We start from the raw sequence: 23,540 nt of genomic DNA, 5'->3' as shown, positions 1-23,540 counted from the left end.
AACCAGTCATGTTACTGTCACGCCAGTTTCATCGATTGTCACATTATCGTCATGAGGAGCCCCTAACCTTCGCGGTGCCGTAGTCATCCGCTCACACACTGGAGGTCTCATGAAATTGATGCAAACCGCGATTGCCGGCCTGGCTGGCGCGCTTTTCGCAGTCGCCGCGCAAGCTGCCGACATCACGGGCGCAGGCAGCACGTTCGCGATGCCGATTTATACGAAATGGGCTGCCGACTACCAGCAGGCCGGCGGCGCGAAGGTGAACTACCAGGGTATCGGCTCGTCGGGCGGCCTCAAGCAGATCAACGCGAAGACGGTCGATTTTGCCGGTTCGGACGCTCCGCTGAAGGATGAAGAACTCGCGAAGGAAGGCCTGTTCCAGTTCCCGACGGTGGTCGGCGGCGTGGTGCCGGTCGTCAACGTGCCGGGTGTGAAGGCCGGCGAACTGACGCTGTCGGGCCCGGTGCTCGGCGACATCTACCTCGGCAAGATCAAGAAGTGGAACGACCCGGCGATCGCCGCGCTGAACCCGAAGGTCAAGCTGCCGGATACGGACATCGCGGTCGTTCGTCGTGCTGACGGCTCGGGCACGAGCTTCATCTGGACGAACTACCTGTCGAAGGTCAACGACGAGTGGAAGTCGAAGATCGGCGAAGGCACGACGGTCAACTGGCCGACGGGCACGGGCGGCAAGGGCAACGACGGCGTCGCGGCCTTCGTGCAGCGCCTGCCGGGCGCAATCGGCTACGTCGAGTGGGCGTATGCCAAGAAGAACAACATGACCTACACGGCCCTGAAGAACTCGACGGGCACGGTGGTCGAGCCGAAGACCGAAACGTTCAAGGCCGCGGCTGCCGGCGCGAACTGGTCGAAGTCGTTCTACCAGATCCTGACGAACCAGCCGGGCAAGGACGCATGGCCGGTCGTCGGCGCGACGTTCGTGCTGCTGCACGCGAAGCAGGACAAGCCGGAGCAGGGCGCCGAAACGCTGAAGTTCTTCAGCTGGGCGTTCAAGAACGGCGAGAAGGCAGCCGACAGCCTCGACTACATCTCGCTGCCGGCGACGGTCGAGACGGAAATCCGCAAGCAGTGGAAGACGAAGGTGACGGACGCATCGGGCAAGCCGGTCGCCACGGAGTAAGCAATCCAGCGGTTCGCTGCCCGGCCGTGCCGGCCGGGCAGTGTGTGCGGTAAGGCCGGGCGTCACGGCGCCCGGCGATCCAGAACAGGCGCCCATGTCTGATATTTCCTACACGTCTTCCCGGTCCGATGCCGCGCAGCAACGCGCGCCGAGCCGTCTCGGAGACGTTCTGTTCGGCGGCCTCGCACGGCTGGCCGCGATCGTGACCCTGCTGCTGCTGGGCGGGATCATCGTTTCCCTGATCATTGCGTCGATGCCGACCATCCAGAAGTTCGGCATCGGCTTCTTGTTGCAAACCGAGTGGGATCCGAACTCGGATATTTACGGCGCGGTCGTGCCGATCTACGGCACGATCGTGACGTCGCTCATCGCGCTCGTCATCGCGGTGCCCGTCAGCTTCGGCATCGCACTGTTCCTCACCGAATTGTCGCCCGTGTGGCTGCGTCGCCCGCTCGGCATCGCGATCGAGCTGCTCGCCGCGATTCCGTCGATCGTGTACGGCATGTGGGGCCTGCTCGTGTTCGCGCCGATCTTCGCCGAATACTTCCAGAAGCCGATCGGCCGTCTCTTCAAGGACGTGTGGGTGCTCGGTCCGCTGACGTCGGGCCCGCCGATCGGCATCGGCATTCTCGCGGCCGGCGTGATCCTCGCGATCATGATCATCCCGTACATCGCGTCGGTGATGCGCGACGTGTTCGAAGTCACGCCCGTGCTGCTGAAGGAATCGGCTTACGGGATCGGCTGCACGACGTGGGAAGTGATGTGGAAAGTCGTGCTGCCCTACACGAAGACCGGCGTGATCGGCGGCGTGATGCTCGGCCTCGGCCGCGCGCTCGGCGAAACGATGGCCGTGACCTTCGTGATCGGCAACACCAACCTGCTCGACAGCGTGTCGCTGTTCGCGCCGGGCAACAGCATCACGTCGGCGCTCGCGAACGAATTCGCGGAAGCGCAACCGGGCCTGCATACGTCCGCGCTGATGGAACTGGGCCTGATCCTGTTCGTGATCACGTTCATCGTGCTGTCCATCTCCAAACTGCTGCTGCTTCGTCTCGAGAAGGGAGAGGGCAAGAAATGAGCGAGCCCGTCATGAATTTCCCGGGGCCGAATGGCGCCGCGCTCGACGCGATGCGCAACCGCTTGCAGCGCAAGCGCAAGCTGACCAACGCGATCGCGCTGACCGCGTCGCTCGCCGCAATGGCGTTCGGCCTGTTGTGGCTCGTGTGGATTCTCTACACCACGGTGCATCTCGGCGTCGGCGGTCTGTCGCTGCAGCTGTTCACCGAATCGACGCCGGCACCGAACACGGAAGGCGGCGGCCTGGCGAACGCGATCGTCGGCAGCCTGCTGCTGTGCGGTTTCGGCACGCTGGTCGGCACGCCGATCGGCATCCTCGCGGGCGTCTATCTTGCCGAATACGGCCAGAAGAACCTGCTGGCGAGCACGATCCGCTTCATCAACGACATCCTGCTGTCGGCGCCGTCGATCGTCATCGGGCTGTTCGTCTACGCGATCGTCGTCGCGAAGTCGGGGCGCTTCTCGGGCTGGGCCGGCGTGATCGCGCTGGCGCTGCTGCAGATTCCGATCGTGATCCGCACGACCGAGAACATGCTGAAGCTGGTGCCGAACGCGCTGCGCGAAGCAGCCGTCGCGCTCGGCACGCCGAAGTGGCGGATGGTGTTGAAGATCACGCTGCGCGCGTCGGTCGGCGGGATCGTGACGGGCGTGCTGCTCGCGGTCGCGCGGATCGCCGGCGAAACGGCGCCGCTGCTGTTCACCGCGCTGTCGAACCAGTTCTTCTCGTGGGACATGAGCCAACCGATGGCGAACCTGCCCGTCACGATCTACAAGTTCGCGATGAGCCCGTTCGCCGAATGGCAGTCGCTCGCATGGGCGGGCGTGTTCCTGATCACGCTCGGGGTGCTCGGACTCAACATCCTGGCGCGTTCGATCTTCTCGAAAAAGTAACGGCGGAGCAATCCGATGAATATGGCAGAAAGCCACCTGAATCCCGTCGAGCGCACCGCTGCGCCCGCCGGCACGCAAGATGCGGCACATGGCCGTCCGCTGGCGCCGCTGAACGCGAAGATCGAGGTCAACAACCTCAACTTCTTCTACAACAAGTTCCACGCGCTGAAGAACATCAACCTGCGCATTCCCGAAGGGAAGGTGACGGCGTTCATCGGTCCGTCGGGTTGCGGCAAGTCGACGCTCCTGCGCACGTTCAACAAGATGTACGCGCTCTATCCGGAGCAGCGCGCCGAGGGCGAAATCCTGATGGACGGCGAGAACCTGCTGACCACCAAGCGCGACATCTCGCTGCTGCGCGCGCGGATCGGCATGGTGTTCCAGAAGCCGACCCCGTTCCCGATGTCGATCTACGACAACATCGCGTTCGGCGTGAAGATGTTCGAGAAGCTCACGCGCTCGGAGATGGACGATCGCGTCGAGTGGGCGCTGACGAAGGCCGCGCTGTGGAACGAAGTGAAGGACAAGCTGAACCAGAGCGGCTACGGGCTGTCCGGCGGCCAGCAACAGCGTCTGTGCATCGCGCGCGGTATCGCGATCCGTCCGGAAGTGCTGCTGCTCGACGAGCCGTGCTCGGCGCTCGACCCGATCTCGACGGGCCGCATCGAGGAGCTGATCGCGGAGCTGAAGAGCGACTACACGGTCGTGATCGTCACGCACAACATGCAGCAGGCCGCGCGCTGCTCGGACTACACGGCCTACATGTACCTGGGCGAGCTGATCGAATTCGGCGAAACCGAAAAGATCTTCATCAAGCCGGTGCGCAAGGAAACGGAAGACTACATCACCGGCCGTTTCGGCTGATGACGGAGAATCACAACCATGTCGGATAAACATCTGTCGAGCCAGTTCGACGCGGACCTGAATGCCGTGTCGTCGAAAGTGCTGGAAATGGGCGGGCTCGTCGAGTCGCAGATCGTCGGCGCGATGCATGCGCTGAACGAATTCGACCGCGAGACGGCCGAGAAGGTGATCGCGGCCGAGGAAACGCTGAACGCGATGGAAGTCGACATCGACCAGGAGTGCGGCAACATCATCGCGCGGAGGCAGCCGGCCGCGCGCGACCTGCGTCTTCTGATGTCGATTTCGAAAACGATTACGAACCTCGAGCGTGCCGGCGACGAGGCCGAGAAGATCGCGAAGCGCGTGCGTCGCCTGATCGACGAGCCGGCCGCGCGTGCGGTGAACATCGCCGAGATCAAGGTGTCGGGCGAGATGGCCGTGACGATCCTGCGCCGCGCGCTCGACGCGTTCGCGCGCCTCGATACGGTGGCGGCCGCGCAGATCGTCAAGGACGACAAGGAAATCGACCTCGAATTCCGCGCGTTCGTGCGCAAGCTCGTGTCGTACATGCAGGAAGACCCGCGCACGATCTCGGTCGGCCTCGAGTACCTGTTCATCGCGAAGGCGATCGAACGGATCGGCGACCACGCGAAGAACATCGCCGAATTCATCATCTACATCGTGAAGGGCACCGACGTGCGGCACCAGCCGCGCGACACGCTCGATCGCGAAGCCAACAGTTAATCGACTCCGTAAGGAAGAACAGAGGTGCCGATGCCCAGCAACATTCTCGTCGTCGAAGATGAGCCCGCGATTTCCGAACTGATCTCGGTGAATCTCCAGCATGCCGGTCACTGCCCGATCCGCGCGTACAACGCCGAGCAGGCGCAGAACCTGATCAGCGACGTGCTGCCCGATCTCGTGCTGCTCGACTGGATGCTGCCGGGCAAGTCCGGCATTGCGTTCGCGCGCGACCTGCGCAACAACGAACGGACCAAGCACATCCCGATCATCATGCTGACCGCGCGCGGCGACGAGCAGGACAAGGTGCTCGGCCTCGAAATCGGCGCGGACGACTACGTGACGAAGCCGTTCTCGCCGAAGGAACTGATGGCGCGCATCAAGGCCGTGCTGCGCCGCCGCGCGCCGCAGCTGACCGAGGACGTCGTGTCGATCAACGGGCTGCGCCTCGATCCGGCCACGCATCGGGTCGCCGCGCACGGCGACGGCAGCGAGATCAAGCTCGATCTCGGCCCGACCGAATTCCGCCTGCTGCATTTCTTCATGACGCATCCGGAGCGCGTGCACAGCCGCACGCAACTGCTCGACCAGGTCTGGGGCGATCACGTGTTCGTCGAGGAGCGCACCGTCGACGTCCACATCAAACGATTGCGCGCGGCCTTGAAACCGGCCGGTTGCGATGCGATGATCGAGACCGTGCGCGGCAGCGGCTACCGGCTCGCCAAGCACGCGTAACGTATCCGGACATGCCGTGTGCCACGGCATGCCGTTCATTCTTTCGGGCGCTGAATCATGAACATCATCTGGGCGCGCTTTCTCGTGTCGCTCGTGCTGCTCGTGCTGATCAGCGTATTGGTCGGCGTGTTCGCCGGCCCGATCGCAGGCCTCGGGTTCGCGGTCGTGATGCTGGTCGCGCAGGGCTTCTTCAGCACCTTCCATACGCAACGCCTCTGGCGTCTGCTCGATGCGCCCGTCTACGGCGAGGTGCCGAGCGCACCGGGCATCTGGGGTGAAATCTACTACCGGCTGCACAAGCTCGCGAAGCAGTGGCATGCGCAGGTGCGGCAGGTCGAGCAGCAGCATTCGCGCTTCATCCAGGCGATCCAGGCGTCGCCGAACGGCGTCGCGATGCTCGACGACCATGACCAGATCGAGTGGTGCAACGCGATCGCCGAGGTGCATTTCGGCCTCGACGCGAAGCGCGACCTGCGCCAGCACATCACGAATCTGGTTCGTCATCCTGATTTCGTCCGCTACCTGAACGCGCAGCATTACGACGAGACGCTCGTGATGCGCGGGATGGGCGACTCGCGGCAGAACGTGCTCGAAGTGCAGGTGTTTCCGTACGGCGAGAACCGCAAGCTGCTGCTCACGCAGGACATCACGGAGCTCGAGCGGACCGACGCGATGCGGCGCGACTTCGTCGCGAACGTGTCGCACGAACTGAAGACGCCGCTCACCGTGCTGTCGGGCTTCCTCGAGACGATGCGCGAACTGCCGCTGAACGAGGAGGATCGCGCGCGCTATCTCGAGATGATGGAGCAGCAGGCGTCGCGGATGCGGCACATCGTCACCGATCTGCTGGTGCTCGCGAAGCTCGAGGGCGAAAGCAAGCCGCCGATGGATCACGCGATCGACATGCGTGCCGTGTTCGACCATCTGAAGGAAGATGCGCAGACGCTGTCGAACGGGCATCACGAAATCACGTTCACGATCGACGAGACGCTCGGCGTCACGGGCGCGCAGACCGAAGTGTTCAGTGCGTTCGCGAATCTCGTGACCAACGCGATCCGCTATACGCCGGACGGCGGCAAGATCCTCGTGTCGTGGCGGCGCGAGGGCGCGCAAGGCGTGTTTTCCGTCACCGACAGCGGCTTCGGCATCCCGGCGGCCGACCTGCCGCGGCTGACCGAACGCTTCTATCGCGTCGACCGCAGCCGCTCGCGCGATACGGGCGGCACGGGGCTCGGCCTCGCGATCGTCAAGCACGTGCTGCAGCGGCATGACTCGCACCTGTACGTGCAGAGCGAGGAAGGGCGCGGCAGCACGTTCACCGCACGCTTCCCGGCGTCGCGGATCATCGCGATCCGGCCGGCGACGTTCGAAGCGTGAGCGCATGACGCGAATCGGGTGCCTCACGCAGGCATCCCGCCGCAAATAAAAAAGCACAGCCCTCGGGCTGTGCTTTTTCGTTTGGTGAAGCGGCACGCGAACCCGCGCGCCGCCCCATGTCTACGAACAGAACTTCGCGAGCAGCCCGAGCTGCGCATTGCGGATCGTCTTGCCCGCACGACGCCGGCGGTAGTGGCCGTCGCTGAGCATCTGCCAGGCCGACTGGTTGTCGCCGAGACAGACCGACAGCCCTTCGGCGATCACGCGGCGCTTCAGCTTGCGCTCGCGGATCGGGAACGCGACTTCGACGCGGCGGAACAGATTGCGGTCCATCCAGTCGGCGCTCGACAGATAGACGTCCTCGGCGCCGTCCGCGTGGAAATAGTAGATGCGGTGGTGTTCGAGGAAGCGCCCGACGATCGAGCGCACCGTGATGTTTTCCGACAGCCCCGGCACGCCGGGCTTCAGCGCGCACACGCCGCGCACGATCAGGTCGACCTTGACGCCGGCCTGCGACGCTTCGTACAGCGCGGCGATCACCGACGGCTCCAGCAGCGCGTTCATCTTCGCGACCACGCGCGCGCGCTTGCCGGCACGCGCGTTGTCGATTTCCGCGCGGATCGATTCGATGATGCGCGGATGCAGCGAGAACGGTGACTGCCACAGCTCGTGCAGCGTGAGCTCGCCGCCGATCCCGGTCAGTTGCTGGAAGACGTGGTGAACGTCCTCGCAGATCTTCTGGTCGGCCGTCATCAGCCCGAAGTCGGTGTAGAGGCGGGCGGTGCGCGGGTGATAGTTGCCGGTGCCGAGGTGCACGTAGCGGCGCAGCGACGCCTTGCCGTTCTGCACGACGCGCCGCACGATCAGCATCATCTTCGCATGGCACTTGTGGCCGACCACGCCGTACACGACGTGCGCGCCGACGGCTTCGAGCTGCGACGCCCAGTTGATGTTGGTTTCCTCGTCGAAGCGCGCGAGCAGCTCGACGACGACGGTCACTTCCTTGCCGTTGCGTGCGGCTTCCATCAGCGCGTCCATCAGCGGGGAATCGGTGCCGGTGCGGTAGATCGTCTGCTTGATCGCGACGACGCTCGGGTCTTTCGCGGCCTGCTGCAGCAGTTCGAGCACCGGCTGGAAACTTTCGTACGGGTGGTGCAGCAGGATGTCGCCGTCGTCGATCGCGTCGAACATCGTCGGCGTGTTGACGATCGCGGGCGGGATCGATGCGGTGAACGGCGAGAACTTCAGGTCGGGTCGATCGACGAGATCGGGAATCTGCATCAGCCGCACGAGGTTCACGGAGCCGGCCACGCGATAGCAGTCCTTCTCGCCGAGCAGGCTTTCCTCGAGCAGGCGCCGCACGATATGCGCCGGCGTGTCGGCCGACACTTCGAGCCGTACCGCGTTGCCGAGGTGGCGCGCGGGCAGTTCGCCCTGCAGCGCGACGCGCAGGTTGGTGATTTCGTCCTCGTCGACGAACAGCTCGCTGTTGCGCGTGATGCGAAACTGGTTGCAGCTCTTCACGACCAGTTGCGGGAACAGTTCGCCGACGAAGCGCTGCATGAACGAGCTGAGCAGCACGAAGCCGTGCTCGAAACCCGACAGCGCCTGCGGCATGCGCACGACGCGCGGCAGCGCGCGCGGCGCCTGCACGATGCCCATCACCGCCTGGCGGCCGAACGCGTCGCGGCCCTCGAGCTCGACGACGAAGTTCAGGCTCTTGTTCAGCACGCGCGGGAACGGGTGCGCGGGGTCGAGGCCGATCGGCGTCAGCACCGGCAGCAGTTCATCGAGGAAGTAGCGGCGCGCCCATTCGAGCTGTTCTTCGTTCCACGTGTCGCTCGCGTGGAAGTAGATGCCTTCCTGTTCGAGCGCGGGCAGCACGGTCTCGTGCAGCATCGTGTACTGGCGGTGCACGAGCCGTTGCGCGCGCTCGACGACGAGGTCATAGGCGTGCTGCAACGACATGCCGTCGGGCGTCAGTGCGCCGGGGTTGTCGCGGATCTGTTCCTGAAGGCCGGCCATCCGGACTTCGAAAAATTCGTCGAGGTTGCTGCTCGTGATGCAGATGAAGCGCAGGCGCTCGAGCAACGGAATCTGCGGGTCAGCCGCCTGGGCCAGCACGCGCTCGTTGAAACCGAGGATGCCGAGTTCACGATTGAGAAGCGGATAACGGACGGACATCGGCAGAGTAGGGGATGATTCGGGCGATGATTCGAAAGGACGCTCGGAAACTCTCACGGTACGATGACGTGCTGATGACGATAATGTATTTATATCGGGAAATTCTACGCCTGAACCGTTTCGTCTCATAAATGTTTCGGCCATATACAATCTACCCGTGTACATGCCCGTGAAGCGTGGCAACGGCAAGCGTTCCACGCTTAAAATGTCGCCTTTGATTGATCGTCCAGCGTGGCCGGACCGGCTGCCGCGGGCGAACGCGCACGGAGCCCCCTTCTGATGGTTACATCCCCCCACTTGCTGGCTGCCGTCGATCTCGGCTCGAACAGCTTTCGGCTGATCGTCGGGCGCGTCGAGGAAACGCCGGCGGGCAGCCAGATCTATCCCGTCGATGCGCTGCGCGAGCCCGTTCGACTGGCCGCGGGCCTGTCGAGCGACAAGATGCTCGATCGCGCGTCGCAGGAGCGTGGCTGGGAGGCGCTCAAGCGGTTCGGCGAACGCCTGCGCGATTTCCATCCCGATCATGTGCGCGCGGTGGCGACCAACACGCTGCGCGTCGCGAAGAATGCGGGCGAATTTCTCGGCGAGGCCGAAGCGGCGCTCGGTTTTCCGATCGAAGTGATCGCGGGCCGCGAAGAGGCGCGCCTGATCTATGCGGGCGCCGCGCATTCGGTGCCGGCGAGCGCGGGCAAGCGGCTCGTCGTCGACATCGGCGGCGGCTCGACAGAATTCATCATCGGCTCGCACTACACGCCGATCGTGATGGAGAGCCTCTACATCGGCTGCGTGAGCCATAGCCGCGCGTTCTTCCCGGCCGGCAACGTCGACGAATACACGATGCGGCAAGCCGAACTCGCGGCCAAGCGCGAGATCCAGATCATTTCCAGCGAATACAAGAAGGCCGGATGGGACCAAGCGATCGGTTCGTCCGGCACCGCGCGCGCGCTCGCGGAACTCGTCGAGGCGAACGGCTTCAACGACGCGGGCATCACGCACGGCATTTCGCGCGGCGGGCTCGAACGCCTGAAGCGCGCGCTGATCAAGTCCGAGAACGTGAACCGGCTGAAGCTGATCGCGCTGAAGCCCGATCGCGTGCCGGTGCTCGCCGGCGGCCTCGCGATCATGCTCGCGGTATTCGAGGAACTGGGCGTCGACTACGTCGATACCACCGACGGCGCATTGCGTCTCGGCGTGCTGTACGACCTGCTCGGCCGGACCCAGCACGAGGACATGCGCGCGGTGACCGTCGAGGGCTTCACGCGCCGCTACGGCGTCGATCGCGCGCAGGCCGAGCGCATCGGCGCGCTCGCGGTGCGGTTCTACGACGAGCTCGACGATTCCGACGACGAAGAACGCGAGGAAGGCCGGATGTTCCTCGGTTGGGCCGCCGCGTTGCACGAGATCGGCCTGTCGATCTCGCACAGCTCGTATCACAAGCATTCGGCCTATATCGCGAGCAACGCCGACATGCCGGGCTTCTCGCGCACCGACCAGGCGCGCCTTGCCGCGCTCGTGCTCGGGCATGCGGGCAAGCTCGGCAAGCTGTCGCAGGCGCGCGACGTCGAATGGCCGCTGCTGTTCTGCCTGCGGCTCGCGGCGCTGCTTTGCCGGCGCCGGACCGATGCCGGGCTGCCGGACATTTCCGTGTCGCAGATGAAGAAGGGCGGGTATGAAGTGCGCCTGCCGAGCGCATGGGTCGAGCAGAACCCGCTGACCGATTACAGCCTCAGCCAGGAAGCGGCCGAGTGGGAGAAGGTCGGCATTCCGTACCGCGTGGTTTATACGGGCGCGTAACGCGCCGGCACGGCGGCGGCGCGCCCGCGCCGCCGGGTTGCCTTGGACGCGCTCAGTCCGAGCACACGATCGCGGTCAGGAACGGGAATGCCTGCTTGACGGTCGCATCGCTGCCGGCCTTGCGCACGGCCTGTTCGACCGCGCTCTTCGTGCCCCGCACCACGACGCCGTATGCCCAGTCGCCGATCGGCGTGCCGTCGCCGGGCTGGAAAATCGGATCGTTCGCCTGGTAGCCGAGCACGACATAGACGCCGAAGCCGTAGGCGGTCAGCGGATGGTTCGTGCGGAATGCGTTCACCGAATTCGATTCGACGTGCATCGGCTCCGACTGGATGTCGCCTGCCGCGAGCAGCGGCGCGACGAACTTGTGGCCGTTCGAATGGCAGTCGAGCGCGTCGTCGAGCGACTTCGCCGATGCGACGCCGGGCGCGCCGAGGGTGCCGATTGCGAGCAGCGCGCCGAGCATGGCGGTCTTGAAAACGTGATTTTTCATGCGCAATTGCGGGTTGGTCGCGGACATTATCGCGTGTTCCCGCAATTTTCGTGCGCGGGCTGCGGGCGGTGGCCCCGGTGGCCGAAGCGGGCGGCGGACCAAACGAAAAAGGGCTGCAAGCGCGATGGCTTGCAACCCTTGTCGTGTATCTCGTGGTCGGAGCGATAGGATTCGAACCTACGACCCTCTGATCCCAAATCAGATGCGCTACCAGGCTGCGCTACGCTCCGACGAGCCAAAGATTCTATCGTCTAATGGGTAACCGGGTCAATCGCGTTTTTGCGTACGGCGCATATCATCACGAACCGCTGACGATTGGCGACAATTCGAAGCGTGATCGTCCGGCCCGCGGGTGTGCGGCCGGATCATTCGTCGAAGCATGGAGAGACATCATGATGAACCTGATCCTGTGGCGCCACGCCGAAGCCGAAGACTACGCGGCAAGCGACCTCGCGCGCCAGCTGACGGCCCGCGGGCGCAAGGATGCGCAAGCGATGGCCAAATGGCTGCGCGGCCGGCTCGAGTCGAGCAGCGTGATCCTCGCGAGCCCGGCGGCGCGCACCGTGCAGACCGTCGAGGCGCTGACCGACCAGTACCGGACCATCGATGCGCTCGCGCCGGGCGGCAGCGTCGACGACGTGCTGGCGGCCGCCGGGTGGCCCGACGGCATCGCGCCCACGGTCGTGATCGTCGGGCACCAGCCGACGCTCGGCTGCGTCGCGGCGCAGCTGATCGCCGGCAACGACGATAGCTGGAGCGTCAAGAAGGGCGGTATCGTGTGGCTCGCGAGCCGCACGCGCGACGGCAACCGTCAGGCCGTCCTGCGCGCGGTATTGACGCCGGACCTTGTCTGAAGCGGTTTGAAGGCATTGATCATACGGTTTCGCAGGCTTTCTGCTAAAGTCAATTCGGCGACACGTCATTGAAAGGACACGGTCGTGCCACAGAACGGTAACGACCGGTTACTACATTGGCTGGCATGTCGTCCTATTCCTTACGACCAGGAAAGCCTAATGCGAGAACTGCCGACGCCTACGCTCCCCTTTGCCTCGCTTCCCCTCGACACGTCGCGGCGTCACCTGCCGCGCGCTGCTGAAACCGTCACATCCGAGTACCGTCTGCGTGCCGCCTGGGCACGCACGGAAGATGAATTGCGCGAGGCCCAGCGCCTGCGTTACACCGTGTTCGCCGACGAGATGGGCGCGCAGGTCAGCGGTCCGTCCGGTCTCGACGTCGACCCGTTCGACGCCTATTGCGATCATCTGCTGGTGCGCGACCTCGATACGCTGAAGGTGGTCGGCACGTACCGCGTGCTGCCGCCGCACCAGGCCGCGCGTGTCGGCCGTCTGTACGCCGAAGGCGAATTCGACCTGTCGCGCCTTACGCACCTGCGCGGCAAGATGGTCGAGGTCGGCCGCTCGTGCGTGCACAGCGACTACCGCAGCGGCGCCGTCATCATGGCGCTCTGGGGCGGTCTCGGCGCGTACATGATGCAGAACGGCTACGAGACGATGCTCGGCTGCGCGAGCGTGTCGATGGCCGACGGCGGGCACTATGCGGCGAATCTGTATCAGTCGCTGCCGGCCAACTCGCTGACGGCGCCGGAATATCGCGCGTTCCCTCATACGGCGCTGCCGGTCGACGAACTGCAGACGGGCACCGTCGTTGCGCCGCCGCCGCTGATCAAGGGCTACCTGCGTCTCGGTGCGAAGATTTGCGGCGCGCCGGCGTGGGATCCCGACTTCAACTGCGCGGACTTCCTGACGCTGTTCCGGCTGTCGGACATCAACGCGCGCTACGCCCGGCACTTCCTGGGCTGAGCCATCCCGATCGCGGCGCGCTGCTCAGGCGCGCACGCAAGCGAACGCCGTCGCGCGGCAGATTGCCGCGCGACGGCGTTTGTTCGTTCCGCGGAAAGCGTTCTATCCGGCCCTGTTAATTTGGGCGATGCGCACTGCCCACCGTGCCGGCAGACGCACGTTCGGCGCGGGCCGCGCGGGCGGCCCGGACAACGGGGCGGGCTTGCCTAGTGCTTGCGCCGCCAGTCGAGCAGGTGATGTTCGGCCATCCAGTGATGGATCATTCCTTCGCCGCCGTGGCTGCGCTTGTATTCGCGCGACTCGAAATAGGACAGGGCGACGAGCACCATCAGACCGATGAACAGGCCGATCAGGCCGGCGATCTCTTCAGATGACATGGCAGCCTCCTTTCAACGGCACAGCGCCATCTGCTACATGGTAGAACATGCGCGGGACAACCCCTAACCCGGAATTCGGCTAGACTCGGCGCGGTCCTGGCGCGCGATGGGCGCGCCGTTTTCCGGAGCCTCACCGATGACCCGTTTCATGCTGGCCGTGCTGGCCGCGTCCATTCTCGCCGGCTGTTCCAGCGATCCCCGCCAGGCTCGTCGCGGCCACCCGCCGCAAGATCCGGCCGATTATCACGGCGTGCCGACCGACATGACGCCGCCGTCGATGCTCGGTGAGCCGGCGCCGTCGGCACCCGCATCCGCGCAATAACGAAACCGGCCGGCGTGCGCGGCCGTCAGGTGCCGGCTGCGGGTGCGTCGGCGCCGATCCGCCGCGTCAGCGCCGGCAAGTAGCGCGCGAGCGTCGCGCCACGCGCGACCATGAACAGCAGCAGCGCGAACCACAGCCCGTGGTTGCCGAACGGGCCGACTGCCGCCAGCGTCGCGGCAATGAAGATCGCGAACGACGCGACCATCGCGCGCATCAGCGACTGCGTCTGCGTCGCGCCGATGAACACGCCGTCGAGCAGGAACCCCCACACGGACACGATCGGCGAGATTGCCGCCCACGGCAGGTATTGCAGCGCGACCGCGCGGATCCCCGCCTGGTCGGTCAGCCGTGCGACGATCCAGCCGCCGGCCGCCCAGTAGACGAGCGCGAACAGCAGCGCGCCGAGCGCGGACCACAGCAGCGTGACCCGCACGGCCTGCCGGAATGCGGTGCGGTCGCGCGCGCCGGCCGCGGCGCCGACGAGCGCCTCGGCCGCATGCGCGAAGCCGTCGAGCCCGTAAGCCATGAAGGTCTGGAAATTCAGCAGCAGTGCGTTGGCCGCGAGCGTCGCGTCACCCTGCGTGGCGCCCAGGTGCGCGAACCAGCCGAATGCGCCGAGCAGGCACAGCGTGCGCAGGAAGATGTCGCGATTGAGCGCGATCAGCCGCTTGAGCGCCGCACGATCCGCCAATGCACCCGCGGCCAGCGGTGCGAGGCCGCGCGGGCGCAGCCGCCACAGCATCCATGCGCCGAGCGCGAAGCCGCACGCGTCCGCGGTCGCGGTTGCCGCGCCGATCCCGGCGATGCCCCAGCCGAAGCCGTACACGTACAACAGCACGGCACCGATGTTCACTGCGTTGATGAAGACCTGCGTGACGAGCGCGAGCCGCACGCGCTGCGCGCCGAGCAGGTAGCCGAGCACGACGTAGTTCGCGAGCGCGAACGGCGCGCTCCAGATGCGTGCGTGGCCATAGGCCAGCGCCGTCGCGCGGACGGCGTCGCTTCCGCCCAGCGCGGTCAGCGCGAACGACAGCAGCGGGACCTGCAGCGCGAGCACGGCGGCGCCGAGCGCGAACGCGACGATCAGCGCGCGCAGCACGTTGAGCCGGATGCCGGCGGCGTCGCCGGCGCCGTGCGCCTGCGCGACGACGCCGGTCGTGCCCATGCGCAGGAAGCCGAAGCCCCAGAACACGAAGTTGAAGAACAGTCCGCCGAGCGCGACGCCGCCGAGATACTGCGCGCCGTCGAGGTGGCCGGCGACGGCCGTGTCGACCGCGCCGAGGATCGGCTGGGTCAGGTTCGCAAGGACGATCGGGAAGGCGAGCGCGAGGACGCGCCGGTGCGAGACGGCGGCCGATCCGGTGCCGGCCCCCTGCGGTAATGCGGATTCGGACATGGCGAACGCGTCAGGCGCGTTCCTGCACGCAGACCCACGGCGACACGACGACCGCCCACAGCTCCGGATTGCGGGCCGCGAAATCGGCGGCGGTTTCCGCCGGCATGCGCGCGACGAGACCGGACGACAGCCAGCGCGTGACCTGGTCGGCGTCGTCGCCGGCGATCGCTTCCGCGACGCTGACGAGATCGAGATCGCGTGCGACCGACAGCAGCTTGCCCTGTGCGAAGAAGCGCTCGAGATCGCACCAGTCGATCTTGGCGGTTTCGCCGAGGAGTTTGGCGTAGAGCGGGCTGTGCGACGCGCCCGCGGCGGATTCGTGTTGGTCGGAGGACATCGGTGGTGTGCTGAAAAGACTGCGTGGGCGCCACTATAAACCATCCGGGCGCGCGGCCGGCCGTCCGACGCGGCGGGGCGCGCCCGGTTCACGCGTCGCGCAGCGCGCGGCGCACGATCTTGCCGGTTGCCGTCATCGGCAGGCCGTCGACGAACGCGATCGCGCGCGGGTACTCGTGCGCGGCCAGGCGCGTCCGCACGTGGGCCTGCAGCGCCTGCACGAGCGCGTCGTCGCCGACATGGCCGGGGTTCAGCACGACGAACGCCTTGACGATTTCGGTGCGCGTCGGGTCGGGCACGCCGACGACGGCCGCCATCCGCACCGCCGGGTGCGTGAGCAGGCAGTCCTCGATCGGCCCCGGGCCGATCCGGTAGCCGGCGCTCGTGATCACGTCGTCGTCGCGGCCGACGAAGCGCACGAAGCCGTCGGCGTCGATCGTGCCGGTGTCGCCGGTGAGGAGGTAGTCGCCCGCGAACTTGTCGCGCGTCGCGGCGGGATTGCGCCAGTATTCGAGGAACATCACCGGGTCCGGGCGGCGCACCGCGATGCGCCCCTCGACGCCGGGCGGCAGCGGCGTGCCGTGCTCGTCGACGATCGCGACCGCATGGCCGGGCACGGCCTTGCCGATCGCACCGGGCTGCGCATCGAACAGCGCCGCGCATGACGACAGCACCATGTTGCATTCGGTCTGTCCGTAGAACTCGTTGATCGTCACGCCGAGCGCGTCGCGTCCCCACGCCGTCAGCTCGGTGCCGAGCGATTCTCCGCCGCTCGCGACCGATTTCAGCGCCAGCGCGTGGCGCTCGCGCGGCGCGGGCACCGCGCGCATCAGCTTCAACGCGGTCGGCGGCAGGAACGCGTGGGTCACGCCATGCCGCGCCATCAGCGCGAACGCGGCTTCGCCGTCGAACTTCTCGAAGCGGCGCGCGAGCACCGGCACGCCGTGGTGCCATGACGGCAGCAGCACGTCGAGGAGCCCGCCGATCCATGCCCAGTCGGCGGGTGTCCAGAACAGGCGCGCGTCGCGCGGGAAGCATTGCTGCGACATCTCGACGCCCGGCAGGTGGCCCAGCAGCACGCGATGCGCATGGAGTGCGCCTTTCGGCTTTCCGGTCGTTCCGGACGTGTAGATGATGACCGCCGGGTCGTCGGCGGCGGTGTCCGCCGGCACGAAATCCGGCGATTCGGCGGCGAGTGCGGCGTCGAATCGCAGCACGCCGGGCGCATCGGGCGCATCGTCGCCGATGCAGTAGCACGTGCGCAGCCCCGGCAATTGTGCGCGCAGCGGCGCGATCTTCGCGTAACCGGCCGCGTCGGTGACGAGCGCGGCGGCTTCGCTGTTCGCGAGCCGGTATTCGAGCGCGTCGGCGCCGAACAGCGTGAACAGCGGCACCGCGATCGCGCCGAGCTTGTACGCGGCGAGATGGGCGATCGCCGTTTCCGGACCTTGCGCGAGGAAGATCGCGATGCGGTCGCCACGTTGCAGACCCGCCCGCGCGAGGCTGTTCGCGAAACGGTTAGAAACATTCCTCAGGTAGTCGAACGTGAGGCGGGACACGTCGCCTTGCGCCGTCTCGTGAATCAGCGCGAGCCGTCCGCTGCCGTCGGCCCACTTGTCGCAGACATCCACGCCGATGTTGTAGCGGGGCGGAACGTCCCACGCGAAGCGGGAGAGGAGGTTGTCGTAGCGGTCGGCGGCGGGCAGCATCGCAAGTCTCCTTGGCGTCCATCGTCGGCATCGGTCGCTGGATTACATCGGCATTTCACGCGACCGAAACCACAATGGCGCCTGATGGATAGGGGAATGTGCGGACTCGTGCAACGGGGGCGGCTCAGTGCACGATTCCGCTATGACGCATAAGATCATGACAAAACAGTGATATGACCATGGATTTGCTTCTGATAGCTGCGGGGTTCAGCCTGTTCGGAATCGGTGCGCTGGTGGCGTTTGCCAGCCGCGTCGATCCGTTGTCCGGCCGGTTCACCGGCCGTCTGCGCAAGCGCTGACACGACCTTCCCGATCTCCCTCGCGACGACATGCGATGCATGCCGGCATCGCGTGTCGTCCTCCTTCGGCGGTGGCGCGCTCAGCGCGCCGGCAGGTAGCGCGCCGGATCGATCGAGCGGCCGCCGTAGCGCAGCTCGAAGTGCAGCGCGACGCGATCGCTGTCGCTGTTGCCCATCTCCGCGATCGTCTGCCCCTGCGTGACCGACTGGCCTTCCTTCACGAGCAGCGCACGGTTGTGCGCGTAGGCCGTCAGGTAATCGGCGTTGTGCTTGAGGATGATCAGGTTGCCGTAGCCGCGCAATCCGTTGCCCGCATAGACGACGGTGCCCGGCGCGGCGGCCAGCACCGGCGTGCCTGTGGCGTTCGCGATATCGATGCCCTTGGATTTCGAGCCGTCGAAGCTGCGCACCACGTTGCCGGCGGCCGGCCAGATCAGCGCGATGCTGGTGGCCGGCTTGACGGCCGATTCGACCGGCGCGGAAGGCGCGGGGCGGCTGCGGCCCGCACTGCCGGTGCCGGTGGTCGACGCGGTCGTCGTGCCGGGCGGCGGCGCGATGCGCAGCACCTGGCCGACCTCGATCGCGTCGGGATTCGCGATCTGGTTCCAGCGCACGATGTTCGCCATCGACGTGCGATTCTCGCGCGCGATCTTGTAGAGCGTGTCGCCGCGCTCGACGCGGTAGTAACCCGGGCCGACGGGCGCGGAGCCGCACGCGACGAGCAGCGCGGCGCAGGCGGCCGCGAAGAGCCGCTTCGTTGTTGTTCCGAACATTGAACCTCGCAAAACCCCGCCGCGCGGGACGCGGCAGGCGATACAAAACGTCCGATTTTAACGGGTTCGACCCGAGCACCGCAGTTTCGGGCCGCGGGCGCGGCCGGCGCGCCCCGGTTCGCCGGTGCGGCCGACGTCAGCCGGCGAGCGGCAGCACGCGAATCCGCAGCGTCGCCGTTTCGGTCGCGCCCGGTGCAAGCATGCGAAGCCCGAGGCCGTTGTGGATCGCGTCCGGCAGGCCGAGCCACGGCTCGACGCAGTAGAAGTCCGATTCCGGCTTTTCCGTCCAGGTCGTGACCGCGTACCACGGGATCGAGCCCGGGACGTCGAGCGCGATTTCGATCGTGCGGCGGCGGCCCGGCATCACGATGCGCACCGGTGCGGCGGGCGCGCCGTCGAGGCAGTGGAAGCGGTCGAGAATGTCCGGATCGCCGAGGCTGTACGATGCTTCGCCGGGCTCCAGCGGGCTGATCGAGCCATCGGCGCGCTGCATGCAGCGGCGCGTCGGCGGCAGTTCGAGCGTGGTTTGCGCGCGCTCGCCGTGCGGCAGCGCGAAGTAGAAATGGTGGCCCGCGTAGTAGGGCAGCGGCGTGTCGCCGCGGTTGGTCGTGGTGAGCGCGACGTCGAGCGTGTGGGCGTCGGCGAGCCGGTAGGTCGTCTCGAACCGGAAATCGAACGGATAGCCGTCGCGCAGCGCGTCGTTCGCATCGAGCGTCATCGACAGCGCGGCGCCGTCGGCCGACGGTTGTGCCGCGAACGGCAGGTCGCGCGCGAAACCGTGCATCGGCAGGTCGCGAACCACGCCGGCGGCATCGCGCCAGCGGCCCAGTTCGCCGTCGACGCGATGGCGGCCGAGGAACGGGAACAGCAGCGGGTTGCCGCCGCGCACGCGTGCGAGGTTGCTCCAGTCGGCGGCTTCCGGCCAGAAAATGACCGGCTCGCCGTCGACGTGCCACGACAGCAGGCGGCCGCCGAATTGCGGGGCGACCCGGACGAGTGACGAGCCGGCGTGAAGTTCATGAATGTCGTGCTGCTGGAAGATCGGCATGGCGAATCGGTATGAACGGGTGGGCGGGGTGCGCGATGGCGCGCTCCATTATCGGGCCGCGACGCGGTCGGGGAAAACCCTTCTCGGGAAATCGCGAGTTTTTCAGACTGCCGACGGTCTGGATAATGCCTGTAAACCGGTGATGTTGCCGGGTCATGACACTTCGTGGAGGGGGCCATGGATCTGGCAATGGCAATGGGAATCGCACTGTTCGGCATGTTCACCGGCAGCACGGTATTGTTTTTCTATCAGCTCGGCCGCTGACGGCAATTTCTGCCGGAATCGAAAGGCCCGCCATGCAAATGGCGGGCTTTTTGCTTTCTGCGCGCTTACAAGTTGCAAGCGTTTGTGTGCATTGCCGCAATAACCAGCCAAATGCCTTGGCGCAGTAATCCTGGCTGGGCATAATCGGGGCGCGTTTTTCGGACGCGCGATGCGTCGTCCGCTTTTCTACCCGATTGATCACCACTAAAAGGACCGACGCGTGAGTCTCTGGTTTCTGGTATTCCTGAGCGTCCTGCAGGGCGTCACCGAACTCTTCCCCGTCAGCAGCCTCGGCCACACGCTGCTCGTGCCCGCGCTGTTCGGCATGCACATCGACAAGCACGCGCCGCAGTTGCTGCCGTTCCTCGTCGCGCTGCACCTCGGCACCGCGCTTGCGCTGCTGTGGTATTTCCGCGCGCGCTGGATCGCGCTGATCAGCGGCTTCTTCGCGCAGCTCGGCGGCCGCAAGAACGACGACGGGCACCTGATGTGGGCGCTGATCATCGGCACGATCCCGACCGGGATCGTCGGTCTGCTGCTCGAGAAGCGCATCGAGCGCGTGTTTCACGACCTGCGGATCGTCGCGATCGCACTGATCATCAACGGCGTGCTGCTGTGGATCGGCGATCGGATCCAGCGCAGCCGTGCACACCAGCCGCCCGAAAAGATGACGTTCAAGCAGGCGTTCTTCGTGGGCCTCGCGCAGATCGGCGCGCTGATTCCGGGTTTCTCGCGCAGCGGGCTGACGATGATCGCCGGTAACGCGGCCGGGCTGACGGCGGAGAAGGCGGCGGAGTTTTCGTTCCTGCTCGGCACGCCGATCATTTTTGCGGCGGGCGTGCTCGAACTGCCGAAGCTGTTCCATGCGCGCGACCAGCTCGCGGACGCACTGCTCGGTGGCGTGCTGACGGCGATTGCCGCTTATCTGAGTGTGCGGTTCTTGATGCGCTATTTCGAAGGGCGCGGGCGGCTGGCTTCGTTCGGCCTGTATTGCGTGATTGCCGGGGTGTTTTGCCTTGGGTGGTTCATGCTGCATCCGCAGCCGGTTTGACGGTTGCGGCGCCGGTCGCGCGTCGCGCATGATATGACGCGATGATCGGGTATAATTTCGGGCTCGGCTTCATGCCGGGCCCGTTTCGTTTCGGGGCTTTGAGTGCGGTTTGTGTGGTTTGTGCTCGAAGCCTTTCGCGTCAAATGCGGCCCGGGTCGTGTGGCCGTGTCTTTTCCCCTCGACCGCCCTTAGCTCAGTTGGATAGAGCAACGGCCTTCTAAGCCGTAGGTCACACGTTCGAATCGTGTAGGGCGGGCCAGTAAAATCAAGCATTTAGAGCGATTCTGCTTGTTTCCTGATTGGCTTAATCCAATCCATGTAACCCCAATGTAACCCGATTTCGCTAACGCGCGATTGAGGTCCAGGTTCTAGAGTGGCGGCTTAGACGCTGTAACGTCGCACCCGGATTGGCACTCTTTAGCGATGGATTTGTCCCTCCGGATCGCGATCCGTTTCGCACCCGGATTGGCACCGAAACAACCCGTCCAGCGCCTCGCCCCCCCGGTTCGCATGATGTAGACTTGCGTCTTTGTTCAAAAATCGTTATGGCAAGGACGGATGCACGACAAAATGCCCGACTACCCCTCACTGAAGTCACTAGAGGACCCGGGAAAGCCCTGCCGTTGGAGGGCTTGCGCGGTGTCGCGGCTCTAGCCGTCGTGTTTTCGCACTGTTTTTACACATTCTTCCCGTATTTGCAAACGGGGGAAGCGATTGATCTCAAGTACGCGTGGGAGCGTTGGCTCCTAAATAGTCCGTTGCGAGCTTTCTACAACGGAACGTTCGCCGTTACGATCTTCTTCGTGATGAGTGGTTACGTGTTAACCCGCAAGTTTTTCGAAAATGGTGACCTTCGAAGCTTGCAGGACGGGGCGTCGAAGCGTTACCTTCGACTCGGCATTCCAGTTGCGGCGTCCGTGTTGCTTTGTTACGCGCTGATGTCCCTAAACGCATTCCCGTCCGATTTCTCGGATCTTGGGTCGTTTATTCAGTCGTTCTACCGGTTCCAGCCAAGCATTAGCACCACCATGCGCGACGCGATATATGGCTCTTTGGTGTTCGGCCAGTCTCGCTACAACTACGTGCTGTGGACAATCGGTGTTGAGTTTCTGGGATCACTCCTGCTCTTCGCCTATCTCGCGCTTTTCGGTTACTCGCGCTTCCGGTCTTGGATCGCTGCCGCCATTAGCATTTTGCTGATGATAGCGAATCCGACAAACGGAATCTTGTTCGCATTATTCTTCGTCGGCGCGTTTATGCATACTTGGCGCGTGCCTGAATCGCCATGGTCGGTAGCTGCGTGTGTGCTGGTCGGGCTCTATCTTGGCGGATACCACTGGTACAGCATTCCCTATCAACCGATCGTGGCAGGTGCCGAATGGATCGCGTCAGCAGGAATTCGCATCGAATGGCCGGTTGCGGTACCTGCCGTTGGCTCAGTTCTGCTGGTTTATGCGGTGCTGGGTAAAAACAAGGTATCGGCACTACTTTCAACACGTCCAGCGGTCTGGTTGGGCGATAAGTCTTTCTCGTTATATCTCACGCATACATTCGTCCTGTCCTCCCTTGGAATTCATGTATATCTGTGGACGACGGGCCACCCCCACATCCTCAGAGCGTCGGCCGCGACGGCAGCCGTCGCAGTTGCGAGCATGGTATTTTCATCGGTCTTCGCATGTTTCGTCGATGCCCCGTCGGTTAAGTTGGCTCAGCAATTCGGCAAGGCGTTCAGAGCGTCGATATCGCGCGGGGAGCGGCCCAAGACACCATCGCCCAGAGAGGCGCGCGAATGAACCGGCTCGCATGATCTACGAGCTTGCCGGCTCTTCAGGCCACACGGGGTCCACAAGGTCAACTCGATTCAGCGAGACCCTGTACTGCTTCCAGATGATCAGGCGTGCCTTTTCTTCGTCCGTAGCAACGCCGAGGTCTACGGCATCTTGTAATGGCGCGATCTGAGCTGCGGCTTCTTCGAGTCTCCGGCGCTGCACTTCGGCGTTGAAGTTCTTCGCATCCTGGGGGGGGTAGTGGCGGCTGGTCAACGTTACACGGCACGCCGTTCTCGTCGAGAGCAACTGCTTTGCCCGCCTGAACGCCACGCATCAAAGACTCATATACCTCATTAGTCAGCAATACTGCATCCGCTGGGATCTTGCAGTCCGGGTTCGGAGCTTCAATCAGACGAACGCCGTTCTCATCAATATCATCCGCCGATTGCGACGAATCAGGAATCAGGATCGTACGGCACCCGTGCAGCGCTTCACTATAGAATGCCGGAACAGGGGTGGACGAAAAGTAATTTCGCATTTTCAATTTCCGATAATCAAGTATCCGACTGACTCAGATGAAGATCCATAATTTTGAATCTGAATCTGTGATTTCCCTACAGGGTTCGCGTTAACAGAGGCGTTTGACCCGCCCGCGAATCTGCTCGCCACACACGAAAATGCCCCGTTCGCGAAGGTAGTCGCAAGGCTATACGAATTATTCGAGTTCGCCGGTGCGACGATGACACCCCACTGAATAACGATCGTTCTATAGATGCCCGATGTGTTGGGGAAGCTCACCCATCCGTTGGTCGTGAGCGCGCCTTGGAACTGATCGAGGCGCACCGCCTGATTATTCGAGGTTCCTTGAGCGACATTGAAGGCCTGCGAAGCATTACCTGCTAGTCCGGCGTACAGCGCATCTGCCTGATTGCGGGGGACTACCTGAGCAGTGCCTGCCCCCGACCATCCCGCAGAGAACACCTGCGACGAGCTTCCCGCAATCTGTGCATATCGAGCATCGGCAAATCGACCATTGATCGCCTGGGTACCGATGAAAGTGGGGTTGGCGACATCGAACGTTTGCGTTCCGCTTCCCG

General features: G+C 64.8%; 23 protein-coding genes and 2 tRNA genes. 14 read left to right on the top strand and 11 right to left on the bottom strand.

Annotation, left to right across the window (positions count from 1 at the left end):
* Positions 1–109: 109 nt before the first annotated feature.
* The 7 genes from pstS to phoR all read left to right on the top strand — a co-directional run bounded on the left by pstS (position 110) and on the right by phoR (position 6,808).
* On the top strand, positions 110–1,144 hold the full coding sequence (gene pstS / locus ACV22V_RS22310; RefSeq protein ID WP_059523450.1) for a phosphate ABC transporter substrate-binding protein PstS: 1,035 nt from the start codon (positions 110–112) through the stop codon (positions 1,142–1,144).
* A 94-nt stretch (positions 1,145–1,238) separates the two neighbouring features.
* Positions 1,239–2,222 carry a phosphate ABC transporter permease PstC gene (pstC, locus tag ACV22V_RS22305; protein ID WP_059523448.1) on the top strand — a complete coding sequence of 328 codons (984 nt, stop codon included), beginning with the start codon at positions 1,239–1,241 and terminating at the stop codon, positions 2,220–2,222.
* Positions 2,219–3,112, top strand: a complete 894-nt coding sequence (pstA, locus tag ACV22V_RS22300; RefSeq protein WP_059691171.1) for a phosphate ABC transporter permease PstA — start codon at positions 2,219–2,221, stop codon at positions 3,110–3,112. Before pstC ends, pstA begins: the two co-directional genes overlap by 4 nt.
* A gap of 15 nt (positions 3,113–3,127) precedes the next feature.
* Positions 3,128–3,976, top strand: a complete 849-nt coding sequence (gene pstB / locus ACV22V_RS22295; protein ID WP_059523444.1) for a phosphate ABC transporter ATP-binding protein PstB — start codon at positions 3,128–3,130, stop codon at positions 3,974–3,976.
* A gap of 18 nt (positions 3,977–3,994) precedes the next feature.
* A complete protein-coding gene (phoU, locus tag ACV22V_RS22290; RefSeq protein ID WP_059523442.1) occupies positions 3,995–4,699 on the top strand; it encodes a phosphate signaling complex protein PhoU in 705 nt (234 codons plus the stop codon).
* 30 nt (positions 4,700–4,729) lie between these two features.
* Complete coding sequence (gene phoB / locus ACV22V_RS22285) at positions 4,730–5,431, top strand: phosphate regulon transcriptional regulator PhoB (protein ID WP_006750313.1); 702 nt, start codon at positions 4,730–4,732, stop codon at positions 5,429–5,431.
* 57 nt (positions 5,432–5,488) lie between these two features.
* Positions 5,489–6,808, top strand: a complete 1,320-nt coding sequence (phoR, locus tag ACV22V_RS22280; RefSeq protein WP_059523440.1) for a phosphate regulon sensor histidine kinase PhoR — start codon at positions 5,489–5,491, stop codon at positions 6,806–6,808.
* 120 nt (positions 6,809–6,928) lie between these two features.
* Here the strand turns inward: phoR and ppk1 are convergent, their stop codons facing one another.
* A complete protein-coding gene (ppk1, locus tag ACV22V_RS22275; protein ID WP_059523438.1) occupies positions 6,929–8,992 on the bottom strand; it encodes a polyphosphate kinase 1 in 2,064 nt (687 codons plus the stop codon).
* Between the two features lie 279 nt (positions 8,993–9,271).
* Between ppk1 and ppx the strand changes: the two genes are divergently transcribed.
* Entirely contained in the window at positions 9,272–10,786 is a 1,515-nt protein-coding gene (ppx, locus tag ACV22V_RS22270; RefSeq protein WP_059523436.1) for an exopolyphosphatase, read from the top strand.
* Between the two features lie 52 nt (positions 10,787–10,838).
* On the opposite strand, the gene ACV22V_RS22265 is transcribed toward ppx, so the two are convergent.
* Together ACV22V_RS22265 and ACV22V_RS22260 are read right to left on the bottom strand one after the other, a co-directional pair.
* Positions 10,839–11,279 carry a hypothetical protein gene (locus ACV22V_RS22265; RefSeq protein WP_448015569.1) on the bottom strand — a complete coding sequence of 147 codons (441 nt, stop codon included), beginning with the start codon at positions 11,277–11,279 and terminating at the stop codon, positions 10,839–10,841.
* Positions 11,280–11,432: 153 nt separating this feature from the next.
* A tRNA-Pro gene (locus tag ACV22V_RS22260) sits at positions 11,433–11,509 on the bottom strand.
* A 162-nt stretch (positions 11,510–11,671) separates the two neighbouring features.
* Between ACV22V_RS22260 and sixA the strand changes: the two genes are divergently transcribed.
* Both sixA and ACV22V_RS22250 read left to right on the top strand, forming a co-directional pair.
* Positions 11,672–12,133 (top strand): phosphohistidine phosphatase SixA, encoded by a 462-nt coding sequence (gene sixA / locus ACV22V_RS22255; RefSeq protein ID WP_059523831.1) that lies wholly within the window; start codon positions 11,672–11,674, stop codon positions 12,131–12,133.
* Between the two features lie 159 nt (positions 12,134–12,292).
* A complete protein-coding gene (locus ACV22V_RS22250; protein WP_059523434.1) occupies positions 12,293–13,099 on the top strand; it encodes a GNAT family N-acetyltransferase in 807 nt (268 codons plus the stop codon).
* A 206-nt stretch (positions 13,100–13,305) separates the two neighbouring features.
* On the opposite strand, the gene ACV22V_RS22245 is transcribed toward ACV22V_RS22250, so the two are convergent.
* Positions 13,306–13,476 carry a hypothetical protein gene (locus ACV22V_RS22245; RefSeq protein ID WP_162840567.1) on the bottom strand — a complete coding sequence of 57 codons (171 nt, stop codon included), beginning with the start codon at positions 13,474–13,476 and terminating at the stop codon, positions 13,306–13,308.
* Between the two features lie 136 nt (positions 13,477–13,612).
* Here ACV22V_RS22245 and ACV22V_RS22240 point away from each other — a divergent pair, with 136 nt between their 5' ends.
* Entirely contained in the window at positions 13,613–13,798 is a 186-nt protein-coding gene (locus ACV22V_RS22240; protein WP_059523432.1) for a hypothetical protein, read from the top strand.
* A 25-nt stretch (positions 13,799–13,823) separates the two neighbouring features.
* Here ACV22V_RS22240 and ACV22V_RS22235 read toward each other — a convergent pair whose 3' ends face one another.
* From ACV22V_RS22235 to ACV22V_RS22215, 5 genes are all read right to left on the bottom strand, one after another.
* Positions 13,824–15,194, bottom strand: coding sequence for an MATE family efflux transporter (locus tag ACV22V_RS22235; RefSeq protein WP_448015568.1), 1,371 nt, complete (start codon positions 15,192–15,194; stop codon positions 13,824–13,826).
* 10 nt (positions 15,195–15,204) lie between these two features.
* On the bottom strand, positions 15,205–15,531 hold the full coding sequence (locus tag ACV22V_RS22230) for a DUF2288 domain-containing protein (RefSeq protein WP_059523428.1): 327 nt from the start codon (positions 15,529–15,531) through the stop codon (positions 15,205–15,207).
* A gap of 88 nt (positions 15,532–15,619) precedes the next feature.
* Entirely contained in the window at positions 15,620–17,239 is a 1,620-nt protein-coding gene (locus ACV22V_RS22225; protein ID WP_448015567.1) for an acyl-CoA synthetase, read from the bottom strand.
* 379 nt (positions 17,240–17,618) lie between these two features.
* Complete coding sequence (locus ACV22V_RS22220) at positions 17,619–18,311, bottom strand: peptidoglycan DD-metalloendopeptidase family protein (protein ID WP_059691175.1); 693 nt, start codon at positions 18,309–18,311, stop codon at positions 17,619–17,621.
* A 136-nt stretch (positions 18,312–18,447) separates the two neighbouring features.
* Entirely contained in the window at positions 18,448–19,359 is a 912-nt protein-coding gene (locus ACV22V_RS22215) for an aldose epimerase family protein (RefSeq protein WP_448015566.1), read from the bottom strand.
* 484 nt (positions 19,360–19,843) lie between these two features.
* Here ACV22V_RS22215 and ACV22V_RS22210 point away from each other — a divergent pair, with 484 nt between their 5' ends.
* The 3 genes from ACV22V_RS22210 to ACV22V_RS22200 all read left to right on the top strand — a co-directional run bounded on the left by ACV22V_RS22210 (position 19,844) and on the right by ACV22V_RS22200 (position 22,467).
* Positions 19,844–20,674, top strand: coding sequence for an undecaprenyl-diphosphate phosphatase (locus ACV22V_RS22210; protein WP_059506104.1), 831 nt, complete (start codon positions 19,844–19,846; stop codon positions 20,672–20,674).
* 182 nt (positions 20,675–20,856) lie between these two features.
* Positions 20,857–20,933 (top strand) — tRNA-Arg (locus tag ACV22V_RS22205).
* A gap of 364 nt (positions 20,934–21,297) precedes the next feature.
* Positions 21,298–22,467, top strand: a complete 1,170-nt coding sequence (locus ACV22V_RS22200; protein WP_448015565.1) for an acyltransferase family protein — start codon at positions 21,298–21,300, stop codon at positions 22,465–22,467.
* Positions 22,468–22,482: 15 nt separating this feature from the next.
* On the opposite strand, the gene ACV22V_RS22195 is transcribed toward ACV22V_RS22200, so the two are convergent.
* Both ACV22V_RS22195 and ACV22V_RS22190 read right to left on the bottom strand, forming a co-directional pair.
* The gene (locus ACV22V_RS22195) at positions 22,483–22,773 is read right to left on the bottom strand and encodes a tail fiber assembly protein (RefSeq protein ID WP_448015564.1); all 291 of its coding nucleotides are present in this window, start codon (positions 22,771–22,773) and stop codon (positions 22,483–22,485) included.
* Positions 22,774–22,983: 210 nt separating this feature from the next.
* Positions 22,984–23,540, bottom strand: a 557-nt coding sequence (locus ACV22V_RS22190; protein WP_448015563.1) for a gp53-like domain-containing protein, incomplete at its 5' end; no start/stop codon positions are given.

Source organism: Burkholderia sp. AW33-5, assembly GCF_053427615.1.
Note: the sequence above shows the minus strand (reverse complement) of the source record. Positions and strands in the feature narration are given on the sequence as shown.